The organism is Streptococcus sp. C300 (genome assembly GCF_000187645.1).
Taxonomy (GTDB): Bacteria; Bacillota; Bacilli; order Lactobacillales; family Streptococcaceae; genus Streptococcus; species Streptococcus oralis_CQ.
Map to the genome: position 1 here is coordinate 237,278 of NZ_GL732467.1, position 13,223 is coordinate 250,500.

At 39.5% G+C, this 13,223-nt stretch carries 10 protein-coding genes and 1 pseudogene; 1 reads left to right on the plus strand and 10 read right to left on the minus strand.

The window, feature by feature from the left end:
• Positions 1-41 precede the first annotated feature (41 nt).
• On the plus strand, positions 42-1,520 hold the full coding sequence (locus HMPREF0849_RS06005) for an oligosaccharide flippase family protein (protein ID WP_000789708.1): 1,479 nt from the start codon (positions 42-44) through the stop codon (positions 1,518-1,520).
• Between the two features lie 46 nt (positions 1,521-1,566).
• Here the strand turns inward: HMPREF0849_RS06005 and HMPREF0849_RS06010 are convergent, their stop codons facing one another.
• The 10 genes and pseudogenes from HMPREF0849_RS06010 to HMPREF0849_RS10300 all read right to left on the minus strand — a co-directional run.
• A complete protein-coding gene (locus HMPREF0849_RS06010; RefSeq protein WP_000792506.1) occupies positions 1,567-4,095 on the minus strand; it encodes an MBL fold metallo-hydrolase in 2,529 nt (842 codons plus the stop codon).
• 42 nt (positions 4,096-4,137) lie between these two features.
• Positions 4,138-4,950 (minus strand): LicD family protein, encoded by an 813-nt coding sequence (locus HMPREF0849_RS06015; protein WP_000004176.1) that lies wholly within the window; start codon positions 4,948-4,950, stop codon positions 4,138-4,140.
• A 57-nt stretch (positions 4,951-5,007) separates the two neighbouring features.
• Positions 5,008-7,167 (minus strand): LicD family protein, encoded by a 2,160-nt coding sequence (locus HMPREF0849_RS06020; RefSeq protein ID WP_001011684.1) that lies wholly within the window; start codon positions 7,165-7,167, stop codon positions 5,008-5,010.
• Between the two features lie 21 nt (positions 7,168-7,188).
• Positions 7,189-8,157: a glycosyltransferase family 2 protein gene (locus HMPREF0849_RS06025; RefSeq protein WP_000971794.1), complete on the minus strand. Its 969-nt coding sequence runs from the start codon at positions 8,155-8,157 to the stop codon at positions 7,189-7,191.
• Complete coding sequence (locus HMPREF0849_RS06030) at positions 8,154-8,990, minus strand: LicD family protein (RefSeq protein WP_001281450.1); 837 nt, start codon at positions 8,988-8,990, stop codon at positions 8,154-8,156. The genes HMPREF0849_RS06025 and HMPREF0849_RS06030 overlap by 4 nt, the downstream gene beginning before the upstream one ends.
• Before the next feature lie 143 nt (positions 8,991-9,133).
• Entirely contained in the window at positions 9,134-10,429 is a 1,296-nt protein-coding gene (locus HMPREF0849_RS06035) for an LCP family protein (RefSeq protein ID WP_000032323.1), read from the minus strand.
• The gene (pheA, locus tag HMPREF0849_RS06040; RefSeq protein ID WP_000686393.1) at positions 10,426-11,274 is read right to left on the minus strand and encodes a prephenate dehydratase; all 849 of its coding nucleotides are present in this window, start codon (positions 11,272-11,274) and stop codon (positions 10,426-10,428) included. The genes HMPREF0849_RS06035 and pheA overlap by 4 nt, the downstream gene beginning before the upstream one ends.
• Entirely contained in the window at positions 11,271-11,747 is a 477-nt protein-coding gene (locus tag HMPREF0849_RS06045; protein ID WP_001151357.1) for a shikimate kinase, read from the minus strand. Before HMPREF0849_RS06045 ends, pheA begins: the two co-directional genes overlap by 4 nt.
• On the minus strand, positions 11,740-13,023 hold the full coding sequence (gene aroA / locus HMPREF0849_RS06050; RefSeq protein ID WP_000769892.1) for a 3-phosphoshikimate 1-carboxyvinyltransferase: 1,284 nt from the start codon (positions 13,021-13,023) through the stop codon (positions 11,740-11,742). The genes HMPREF0849_RS06045 and aroA overlap by 8 nt, the downstream gene beginning before the upstream one ends.
• A 90-nt stretch (positions 13,024-13,113) precedes the next feature.
• Positions 13,114-13,223: pseudogene (locus HMPREF0849_RS10300) on the minus strand (YlbF/YmcA family competence regulator); the annotation flags it as partial.

The window sequence follows — 13,223 nt, forward strand, 5'->3', positions numbered from 1 at the left end:
ATAATACTAGATATGATTTTAGATTTAAGAAAGAAAGTTCAATGAAAAATATAAAAGTAAATGCCTTGGCCAGCTTGCTGGTCAATATTCTCAATATCGTTTTTCCACTGATAACCAATCCTTATCTGACGCGGATTCTCAGCAAATCCAACTACGGTTATTTCAATACAGCTAATACCTGGGCAAGTTTCGTTATTCCACTAGCTGCCTTTGGAATATACAACTACGGGATTCGAGCTATTAGTAAGGTCAAGGATGACAAGAATAAAATCAACTACGTCTTTTCTAAGTTGTTTTATATCTCGGTTTTCACCTCTCTCCTGACGACAGGTATCTACTTCCTCATTATCTTCTTTGACACCAGCATTGAGAATCTGAAAGTCCTGTACTACATCCTAGGGGCCCAAGCACTCTTCCAATTTCTCAATATCGAATGGATGAACGAGGCTTATGAAAACTATGCCTTCATCCTCTATAAAACATTAATTATTCGAATTACCATGCTGGTCGCTATCTTCGCCTTTGTTAAAACGGCAGATGATATCGTTCCTTATGCTATCGTTATGACAGCGACCACTATCCTCAACTACCTGCTCAGTTTTCTTTGGATTAAGAGAGAAGTTTCTTTTGTTAAGATTGGTTTCGTCGAATTAGCTAAAGCTTCTAAACCACTCTTTACTATGCTTCTCCTAGCAAACGCTAATATGCTTTATACCTTGCTAGATAGAATGTTTATCACCAAGGGACCGGATGAGAACTATATTTCCTACTATACAATTGCCTATAGTATCGTCATGTTGATTGCCAGTGTCTTGAGTGGAGCTATCAACGTCAGTATTCCACGCCTTGGCTACTATCTCGGTAAAAAGGATTACAAGTCCTATAATTATCTCGTGAATCAAGCGGCATCCTTATTCTATTTCCTTATGGTTCCAACTAGTATCGGGATCATGATATTGGGACGGTACGCAACTGTTATTTATTCTTCTGAAAAATATCTTGAAGCGGGTATCGTAACTAGCGTCTTCGCTTTTCGTACCATCATTTGGGCTATAGAGTTGATTCTTGGTAAACAGATTATCTTTATCAACGACCATGAAAATCGCTTAACTGCCTTCTACTTCCTTGGTGGTGGGGCTAATATACTATTAAATAGCATCTTGTATTTCAATAATATTTTTGCACCTGAGTATTACATCGCTACGACCATTATCGCAGAAACTATCGTTGTTTTACTTGAAATTCATTTTATCAAGAAACACCAACTGATTAGTTTAAAAGAAATTTTTATAACCTTAACACGTTATAGCATTATATCCCTTGGTTTTATCCCAATCTTCTATATTTTCAAGATGATTTTCCAAATCAATTCCTACACAGTAAACTTCAATATGATTCTCATGGTTCTGTCTACCGTAGCAACTTGTGGTATCTATTACCTCTTGACCCTCTTTATTACCAAAGACAAAACACTCCACTATGCACTGAACCTTGTACTTGCTAAATTAAAACGAAATTAAAAAAATCCCCTACTGATAAATTAGTTGTCAGTAGGGGATTTCTTCTTTATTCTTTTTCTTTCTTTTCAGAAGCGTTGGCTTCTAGATTTGAATCTTGTTTAGGTTGTTCAACAATAGAGGAATTAGCTTCTTGTTTCTGTTCTGGCTTGACTGCATCGCTATTTACAGCAGCAACAGCCTGTTTCCAGATACCTTCTTCGTTTACTTTGTAACCATCAGGTGTGATGGCATTTTTCAGTAAAGCTCCGTCTTTTTGGAAATAGTACCAATTGCCATCAAGCTGTTTCCAACCCGTTTGCAGAGCTCCGTTTGGACCAAAATAGTAGGTCTGAGCATTCACCGTATGAAGACCGACCAACATGGTTCCACTTTCTTTTTCAAGATAATACCACTTGCCTTGATCTTTGATCCAGCCAGTCTTCATGGCGCCACTTGCTTGGAAATATCGATACTGACCATCAATCCACTTCCAACCTGTCTGCATGGCACCGGAAGTGCTAAAGTAGTACTGTTCACCATTTACTGCATGGAGACCGACCAACACGGTTCCTTCCTTAGCATCCAGATAATACCAAGTGTCCCCATCTTTAAGCCAGCCTGTTTGCAGAGCTCCTGAAGTGGCATAATAATGCCAACTATCATTTACCCACTGCCAACCAACTTGCATGATTCCTGAAGACTTGAAGAAATAGTTCTTTCCATTAATTTCTTGCGATCCGACTGCCATGATACCAGTTTCTGGATCCAGATAATACCATGATTCGCCCGATTTTAACCAGCCCGTCTTCATGGCACCAGAGCTAGTATAATACTGCCAACCCTTGTCCTGCCATTGCCAACCAGTCTGCATGGCACCACTAGCATTCAAATAGTAACGAACACCATTTATATCTTGTCTACCAGTTAACATGATGCCATCTTTATCCAGATAATACCATGTTTCCTGATCCTTGACCCAACCAGTTTTCATAGCTCCAGAACTTGCAAAATAGTTCCAGTAACCATCAACAAAGGCCCAGCCAGTTTGCATGATACCTTCTTGATTAAAGTAGTATGTGCTTCCATTGATATTCTTTTTACCAACAGTCTTTAGCCCATCCTCATCATAGAAATACCAATTTGAATCAATCTTTTGCCAAGTTGAAGGCTTACCTGCTGTTTGGAGTGCTCCACTTTCGCTAAAGAACATCTTCTTGCCATTATAGACTTGGTGTCCTGTTAGCATCTTGCCATCTGCCGCAAAGAGATACTTTTTCCCTCCAATTTCAGAGAGCTCGCTAAATCGTCTAGCACCATTTGATTGGATATAATACCAAGAGTCATCTAGTTTGAACCAACCACCAGTTTGCATTTTACCATTTTGGTTCAGATAGTAATCATTCCCTTTGGCATTTTCTCCCCAGTCGTCGTTAAGGTGAAGCCAGCGACCTGCTTGCATTTGTCCTTTTCCATTAAAGAAGTAAGTGGCTCCGCCAATCTCTCTCCAGCCGATAGCCATTTCTCCATCAGTCAAACGATATTTCCAATAGCCATCTTCTTGATACCATTTTTCGTCAACTACAGGGATATCAGGGAAGGTATTTGAAACATTTGCAAATCCTTTATCGCTAATATCAAAAACAGTAGCGTCTTGAGTTTGGCTAGCAGCATGAAGAACCTGAATGTTTTTCTTCTGAAGGTATTCTCTGGTTGAAGCAACATTAATATCTCCACCAGTTGTCTGAATAATCATTTTTGGTGATAAGTTTTCAAGGAAATTAATCGTATTTGAAATTGTCGCATCATAATGGTGGTTCCATTTCATCATATCAACCTTGCCGATAACTGGACCTAACTTATCTTCTGCTCCCTCGGCATTATCCAAATCTCCACCAAGATAGATTCTCTTTCCTGCCACAGTCACTACTGAAACGATGGAGTTGGAGTTATCATCTCGAACTTTTTTCAGATTCCCGTCAGCATCATATTCATTCTTATAGTTGTAGAGTTGGATATCCATATCACCTAATTTTAGGTGGCTATCCTCATCTGAAATATTCTGGATAAGAGTAACTCCTCTTTTTTGAGCTGCTCTCAAAGCATTATCATAATTGAAAAGATTATCCCATAGTCCCCAGTTTGCTGTAATCCGATCATCTGAATATTTTTTCAAATAAAACTTACCGACTTGATATCGATTGAGTATTTCGTCTGCTCCACCAATATGGTCACTATGAACATGAGTTCCTATAATAAAATCTAATTTTTTTACACCTATTTGATCCAAGTGGCGAATCAATCGATCCTCCAATACTTGATAATTTCTCATGGAAATTCCCCAGCGGCTTGGATAGCGTGGATCACTCCCATCAGGAAAATCATAGTCTTCACCCATATCAATCAAAGCATAGTGACCATTGCTTTCCAGAAGGATGGCATCACTCCCAGATTTTGCTTTTGTATTTATGAAATGGATACGATTGCCCGAACCTGCAGAGATGGTATCTGCATCTACTCCTTGCGATAACTGAATCAGTAATAGAAAGAATGCGAGAATACTGTATCTGACTGATTTTAATAACCATTTATTTTTCACCTTGAAAACTCCTTTATCTTAACAATAAGCAACTTTTTTAATCTAATCAATCCAATAATTTTTATCCCCTCCTGGGACTTGTTGCTCAATAGGAGGTGGAGTCATATAGTTTTCTCCAAATTCGTAGACAAGTATTTCATGGTATTTTCTCGGAACCTTGACCACAATGTCTTCATAGGGCATATCAATCAAATCATAGAGCCATTCTTTTTTTATACCATTTGGATAATAAGGGTCATAGATAGTACAAGTAAGATCTGTTGCTTGATCTACACTATACTTTAAAGCAAGGCTCTCTAATTTTTGATTCCATAGCTGTGGGGAAGTTAAGCGGAAAATCGCTGATCCCATATAACGAGGGAGGTTCTTAAGTCCACCATTCTCAGACTTGATCCCTTTAAAATTCAATGAAGAAAGGCGAATGAAATATTTGTAGAGCTTCATTTTCTTACGGTCACTTTCCTGTGTTACGACACCATCATATGGAAAAATGTCAACACAAGTTCCCAATACGACCGTTGGGTCTACGAGGTTAGCATCTCGACGAGTCCTTACATCATAGACTCTCATATAACTGTATGGATATCCCTTTGTTTCTCTGAATGAAATCAATTTGTAGTAGGGATGATTTTCATTTTGTAAAACCTTGTAAAGTTTTTCAAATTCATCACGCGCTAAGGAAATATCTGTATCATCATCCCAAGGGATAAATCCTTTATGGCGTACAGCTCCTAGTAAGGTTCCAAAATCAATAAAGTATTTGATTTGATGTTGTTCACAAAGATCATGTAGATACTTTAAAATATCCAATTCTACTTGCTTGATTTCTTCAAGAGTTAAAGTTCTTTCAGACATAGGTTCTATTCTCCTAAATTTGACTATATTTTTAAACGTTTCTTAATCCCAATCCCGTCATTTAGACCTTTTAACAATCTTCCATAATTTAAAATCATGATGAGATACTCTTTGTTCAACCGGTGGCAATTGCATATAGTCTCCGTAGTCTGAGGTCAAAATTTCATGATAGTTCTTCGGAATGGTAAATTCCTTACCTTCAAATGTTCCAGTAGTAACTTGTTCCAGCCATTCACGTCTCCACACTGGTTTGTTCATATCCTTGTAGATAAGATAATCCACTTGCTCATAATCTGAGACTTTACGGGATTTTGCAAGCTCTTCAATCTGGGCAACGTATTTGTTCGTATTGGTGAAATAGAAAATAATAACTGACACATAACGTAGCAGTGAATTCAGTACACTTTTTGTATTGGTAATGCCTTTGAAGGTATAGCAACTCAATTGACGTTTCTTTATCAGTTTCGTCATCTTGTTTTTAAATTGTACGTCATCCTCGTAGCCATCTACAGGGAAAATATCTACATAGATTCCCATATTCGAATCGATGCGAACATCTTCTTCCAGCAAGTAGGTATGGTTATCCTGCACTTTCATGAAGGGATAGACATAGTTGAGATTGTTTTTATAAGACATGACCTCGTAACGTTCATCAGGGTTAGCGATAAGGTAGTCTTGCAATTTTTCATAATCTTCTCGTAACATGCAGATATCCATGTCATCATCCCAAGGGATAAATCCTTTATGGCGTACAGCACCAATTAGACTTCCATATGCTAAGAAATACTTGACTCCAATTTTCTGACAAACTTCATGAATATACTCCATGATTCCAAGTTCCATTTGTTGAATTTCATTGATGTCTGTTACTTCTTGGTACCGAACTCCTTCATCTCGTTTGCAGACTACGAGTCCATAGCCAATCGCTAGCCAGAAGATGATATTAATAAAGTTGGTTGAATACATAATCTGACTTTCAAATAATTGACCAAACAAGATACCAAAGAATAGGATCATGATCAATTTATCAGTATGTTTCTTGGAAACAATCAAATACGTTAAAAAGCGCTTGATGACATAAGCCAGTACAAGAAGGAAGGATACCAAACCTAGAACTCCCGAACTGACAAATATGGTCACAAAAATGTTATGGAAATTCCCACCGATAAGGGAGTTTTGAATCTCAAATTTACTGAAATATTCTGTGTAGTAATCTGGAACATTTCGTACACCATAACCAAAAATTGGTTTGGCACTTCCCATCTTGATGGCATTTTTCCAGATATAGGTTCTACCACTTGGTGTTGTTTCAATCAGATGGAGCTCACCGTTCTTCTTAGTGACAGACGAATCTGTCTCAGCATAGGATTGTCCTTTGTTTAAATCTAAGACAGTCGCAGTTTCAGATGAGATATAGATTGAAGTTACATAGCTTAATCCAATATTAGTTGCAGTAATCAGCAAACCAGCAACTATAAAAGTGAGGAATCGTTTAACGATACTTCCTCTAGTAGCAAAGAAACTATAGAGTCCAATCATGAGAAGTAAAGAAAGTAAGGCTCCTCGACTTTGCATCGTTGCGAAGTAAACGAATTGAATCACATTGTTCAGTTTAAGATAAACAGAATATTTACTTCCTTTATGGATCAAATACATAGCCAAAATAATGCTAATGTATGAAAATATCGCACTAGCATTTGGATTGACAATCCCCCACAGACGTCCATTCATGACACCATAGTAATAAGATTGTTCGCCAATCTTAAATAGGATAAGGACTCTACTTACCAATAAACCAAACGCAAAAATTGCTGAAGAAAAAGATACAATTTGAACCGTATAGGCAATCCAGTCAAATAATTTTTTAAGTTGCCCTGATTGTAACATGGTAAATAATAAAACATAGGTTACCATGAAGAGAATTTCAATCACATTTCCAATCAGATGTCCAGAGCGATTGAAAATAGCTGATAGCAGATGACTTCCAGCTAATAGTCCAAATAAGGATAGAAATTTACGATCTGCTGTGATTTCTTTCCACTTAAACAATAAGGTATAGCAAATATAAAGCACTACAATTGCTGATAATCCCTTGTAGAGGGGATTTGCTATCTTATAAACCAGTGAACTCATACTTAAAATCGAAATGAAAACAAATAGATACGCAATCCATAGTTTTGATTTTTCAAAGTATTCATCCATTTTTGAAAAATTCATTTTCAACTCCTTCTCATGATATTAGTTTTTTAATCCAACAATTTTCTTATATAGCCATGGAGAAATGACAAGTGAAAGGATCGCTACCTTGCGAAAAGTGGTGAAATAAGCATCTTTCCATATTTCGCGTCGGTGCTGAACAATCCAAGTCCTCAGCTCGGCTTTCTCCTTTTGATACTCTTCACGTGAAGTAAAGATAATTTTATCGTAAACTGTGATGTACGACCAACATTCTCTGTTTATTAATTCGTATTTTAAATTAGGGAAGGCTTGTGAAACTTGAGCAATTATTTGCTTATAAACTTCTATTGTGTCAAATACATGTCGATTAACAGATGTTGTTGCACTTCCCTCACGATGATCATAATAATAAACAGGTTTGTCAATAAATACGCAACTGCATCTTGTCTTTAGTAGCAATTCAGTTAAAAACAAGGCATCTTCAGCTAGGTGATAATTGGTATTAAACTTTTCATCGGCAAGCAGGTCTCTCTTAAACAGCTTTGCGACTGGAAAAAATGATGTTCTGGTAGTCATCAGTAGTTCCTTCATGGTTTCTTCTGTTGACCAGAGTTCTGTTTTTTCTGAATGTGAAGGTAGGTCTGTTACAATGCCGTTTTTGATATGGTGCAGAGGAGCAATTACAAAGCCTACATTCAACCCTTCAGCTGCACTTGCTAAAGTAGCTAGGTAATCCTGGGTAACGAAATCATCGCTATCAATAAAGGTAACCCAAGAACCCGTTGCTAGCTGAATTCCCATATTTCTAGCATTTGAAACACCAGCATTTTCGATATGATAAACCTTGATATTCTCATACTGAGACGCTAAGTGATCACAGATCTGTCCACTGGAATCAGTAGAACCATCATTGATTAGGATTAACTCAAAATGGGCATAAGTCTGTTGAAGAATCGACTCCACACATCGCTCCAGATAGGCCTCTACATTGTAGACCGGAACGATAACGCTTATTTTTTCTCCCATCATGCCCCATATTCTCCCTTGTACTCTGTGTAGCTCTTGTCCATGTCTGCTATAATGGCATCATGATGCGGTACTTGCTTGTCTGCTGGTGGTGGTGTCATATAATCCCCAAAAGCAGTTCTGAGATAGGCATCATAACCGACTGGAATGGGCATCTCTGTTCCTTCAAATGGCAAGAAAAGATTGTCTTCAAAAGATGCGATTGGGTATTTGTTTCGCATGTAGCCAGGACCTGAGCATAATTCCGTAATTCCATCGCTCTCAGCCAGACCATACTTGGTCATTTCTTTTTCAGCTTTTTTCCAAATGCGATAACGTAGAGATTTTGGAGTCAGGCCGAGTAAGATACGACTTCCCCATTTCATGACTGCACCATGCTTTTCTGGGATAGTTTGGGCGCAAAAGAGTGAATAAATCAGGGCCCAACGAACCTGTTTCTTACGCTCAGACGGATTTTTAGGATAATAATCTAAAGGTAAAACATCCAAGGCCAAACCGTGTGGCAAATCCAAATCCTTCTGATAAGGCTTGATACAAGTGGTTTCCTTATCACGAATAGTAATAAAAAGGTTACGGTCTACAAAATCCTTGTTACTCTTTGACAAGAAATAACGCTCGTCTGCATAACGTGGCCACAGTTCTACTAATTTTTCATAGTCCTTGCGAGGCATGAAAAAGTCTAGGTCATCATCCCAAGGAATAAAGCCCTTGTTACGTAGGGCACCAATAGCTCCTCCACCACAGAGATAGCACAATAAATCATGTTCTTTACAAAATGCAACGAAATATTCAGCCATTTCCAGACTACGAGCCTGAATCGCTTTCAAATCACTCATGTCTCTCCTCTTCTGTCCAATAACGAGTTATATCGTTTTATTATACCATAAAAAAGCCCTAAAAATCCATCAGATACTAAGAAAAATCAAAGCCTAAACCACTTTTTCACTGGTGATTCAAACTTTGATTTTTTTATAGTGTTCTATCTCATTCCCATTTGGGCGAGTTTGGTTTGGTATTTATTTTGATCAACTAGAAGTCCTTGTCCACCGTAGATATCATAAGCATCTACCCAGTCACCAAGTTCTGGGACGGTGAGTCTTTCAATGCCATTTTGAGCACCTTCTAGGACAGATAAGCCATTGGTCAACAAGAAGCTATATGGTAGATTTGTTGAGGTCATGCCAAAGACTTTTCCAAGTGCCTCTGATCCCGTAAAGAGCTTGGTTGGATCTTTGATTTGCTCAAGAACAGCTGACATGACTTGTTGCTGACGTTTGGTACGCCCATAGTCTCCCTCGTCATCATCACGGAAGCGAGCGTAGTTCAGCAAGGTGGATCCATTCATCTGCTGTTTTCCAACTTTGATGGTTTGGGTTGGCGATTCTGTCTCTGTTGCATGAAGGTCATCTCCAACTGTGGCTTCTGTCAAAGGTTGACCATTCAATGTTGAGAATTGAGCATCAATCGTTACTCCGTCAGGGAAGAGGGTATCAATAGCTGTTGCAAAGGCCTGGAAGTCAACTAGGGCATAGTACTTAATATCCAAATCAAAGTTGTCTTTTAGAACCTTGCGGACCATTTCTGCCCCTTTTTGCCCTTCTTGTTCCCCAAGTTCATAGGCAACATTTAGTTTGTTATCCGTCTGTTTCTGGCCATTTACAATCTTACTGTACCCGTCGATATAAACTAAGTTGTCACGCATAAAGCTGACTAGTTTGATCTTCTTATCCGATCCACTGACATTCAGTACCATGATTGTGTCGGTACGGGTTTCCGCACTATTTTGACCGATACGGCCATCTGTCCCCATGACTAGGATATTCACACCATCTTTGGTATCCTGACCGTTAAAGACCTCTACTTGAGCTGCCTTGGCGTCAGCTGGTTTATTTGTTGGATTGGCTGCTGACTGGAACCCTCGAAGAAACATGAAAATCATCCCTGCAAGCACACAAGTAATCAACAGCAGGAACAAAGTCAGTATTCGTTTGAAGCGAATTCTTCTTTTTTTCTTTTTGACTTTAGGTTGAGGAGTTACCTTTTCACGTTTCTTAGATCGACTTCTACTGCCATAAGTCGGAAGATCAATATCTCTACCCCAAGATTCTTCTTTTTCTTCTTGGTAGAAATGGTGAACTTCCGACTTGGGACCTGCCATTTTCTGTTGCAGATAATCAAACTCCCTCCGTTCACGGTCGTTGAGGTAATGAATATTTTTGAAGAGATAGTCATAACGTAACTGCTCGTGATGACTTAAAGGATTTTCTTTGCTCATTGACTCTCCTTTTCTATATCAGTTATGGTAAAAATCGGGTAGGTTCCCAGGATCTTGTGCTGGATTCCAATAGCTTCTAGTTCTTGTCTTGCAAAATGAACCAGTTCTTTGTCACTATAGTCTACATCGATAATGAAAAAGTATTCTCCCAAGGCTGTTTTAAGGGGGCGACTTTCAATCTTTGTTAAGTCAATCCCTCTCCAAGCAAAGGTCGAAAGTGCCTTGTAAAGAGCACCAGGTAGGTTGTCTGGTAAGGTCAAGGCCAAACTCATTTTTTCAGCTTGTGAGTTCAAAGGAATCTTCGGTATCTCTGCCCCTAACACCCAAAAACGTGTGAAATTGGCTTCCATTTCCTGAATATCCTCTGCAATCAATTCCAAGCCATATTCTTCAGCTGAACTTTTAGGAGCAATAGCTGCATAAGGCTGATCTGGATGTTCTGAAATAAAGCGAGCTGCATAGGCTGTACTGGCGGTTACCTCAATTTTGGCCTCTGGATAGTTTTTGTCGATGAATCTCTTTCCTTGAGCCAGAGCCTGAGGATGAGAAAAAATTTTCTCAATTTTTGACTGACCGGGAACCGCCATCAACTGCTGGTGAATGGGCTGAACGATTTCTGCAACTGCTTGGATGCGAGCCTGATGAAAAAGATAATCCAAGCTTTCATGCACACTTCCCTCAATGGAGTTTTCAACTGGTACTACTGAATAGTCTACCAATCCCTGTTCATAGGCCTTGATAACGTCTGTAATATTTGAAAAAGGCTCTAGTTCCTCATGTGGAAAAGCCGTTTGCACAACATGATGCGAAAAAGATCCCTTGGGACCTAGATAGGCAATTTTCATCTCAGTTCCTCTGTAATTTCCTCTGGGCTTAACTTGGTTACATCCAAAACCCGACTGGCTACTTCCTCATACCAAGCTTGTCTTTCTTTGAAAATAGCTGCCAGTTCTTCCTTACTATTATTTAGAAACAGTGGGCGCTGATTGTCCTTATCAGCTGCGATACGTTGGTAGAGGGTTTCAAAATCTGCTTTTAGGTAGATGTTTTCAGGATTGGTTTTGAGCAAGTCACGATTTCTCTGAGAAATGACGACTCCTCCGCCAGTTGACACAACTCGGTCCGTTTTTAGTAAGTCAGCTAGAACTTCTGACTCTACTTGACGAAAGGCCACTTCTCCTTTTTCAGCGAAGAAATCCGCAATGGACATGCCCAAACGTTCCTCGATTAAGGCATCCATATCGATATAGTCTGGGTCCAAGCCTCTAGCAATTGTCGACTTGCCTGCCCCCATAAATCCGAGTAATACCTTAGCCATGAATCAAGCTCTCCAAATCATCAAAGAAGCTAGGATAGCTAGTGTTGATGGCTTCTGCACGGTCAAGCTCCACTTCTCCATCAGCAACCAAGAGGGCTGCGATGGCTGTCATCATTCCAATTCGATGGTCACCAAAGGTATTGACTCTAGCGCCATGAAGTCTTGATTTTCCTTTGATAATCATCCCGTCTGCTGTAGGAGTGATATCCGCCCCCATGCTATTTAAGGCATCTGTCACCACCTGAATGCGGTCTGTTTCCTTTACCTTGAGTTCCTCAGCATCCTTAATGACTGTTTCACCTTGCGCTTGTGTCGCTAAAAGGGCAATAATAGGCAATTCATCAATCAAGCGGGGAATCAAGGCTCCACCAATCTCTGTTCCTTTCAAGTCTGAAGACTCGACAGTCAAGGTTGCTGATTTAGCGACAGGATCGATTTCAGTTATTTCTAGTTTTCCACCCATGGCGCGAATGACATCAATAATACCAGTACGAGTTTCGTTAATCCCCACATTCTGCAGCACCACACTAGAGTTTGGAACAATCAAACCTGCGACCAACCAAAAGGCTGCACTGGAAATATCTCCTGGAACAACTACCTTTTGTCCGATCAGTTTTTGTGGTCCTTGAACTGTGATTTTTTTGCCATCCACACTTAAATGGCCACCAAATTGCTGTAGCATATCTTCGGTGTGGTTACGAGTACATTCTTTCTCGATAATAACGGACTCCCCCTGAGCCTGCAAGGCTGCAAACATCAAGGCTGACTTGACCTGAGCAGAGGCGATTGGCAACTCATAGTGAATAGGTGTAAGTTTTTTCGTCCCTTTTAAGTGAAGAGGGGGCAGGTCTCGCTCAGTTTGCCCTGAAATACTGACGCCCATTTTTTTCAATGGAATCGTCACACGGTCCATAGGACGTTTAGTAAGACTGTCGTCTCCGAACATCTCTACTTCGAAGTCTGCACCAGCAAGGACACCTGAAATCAGGCGAATCGAGGTGCCAGAATTCCCCATATCCAAGGCATTTTGTGGCGCTTTTAAGCCATCCATGCCAACACCTTGAATGGTGATAACCCCATCTTTATCCTCAATTTCTACACCAAGATCACGAAAAACCTGCATGGTTGAAAGCACATCCTCTCCACGCAGAATATCATAAACCTTAGTCTCGCCCTCAGCCAAACTTCCAAAAATAATCGAACGATGGCTGATAGACTTGTCACCTGGAACCCGGATACTGCCATGTAAGTGGCGAATGTTTGTTTTTAGTTTCATAGTTGACCTCATACTTGCAATACTTTTTCTTATTTTATCACAAAAAAGCCAGAAATTCCTGAAATTTCTGGCTTTTATACAGATAAAATACTATTTCAATAATTCTGAAACAGGTTCAAAGACAATTTTCTCAATGTCCGAAAGGTAAATGGACAATTGTTGCTGTTTGGCAAAGAAATCTGACAAAAGAGCGTTCTCTT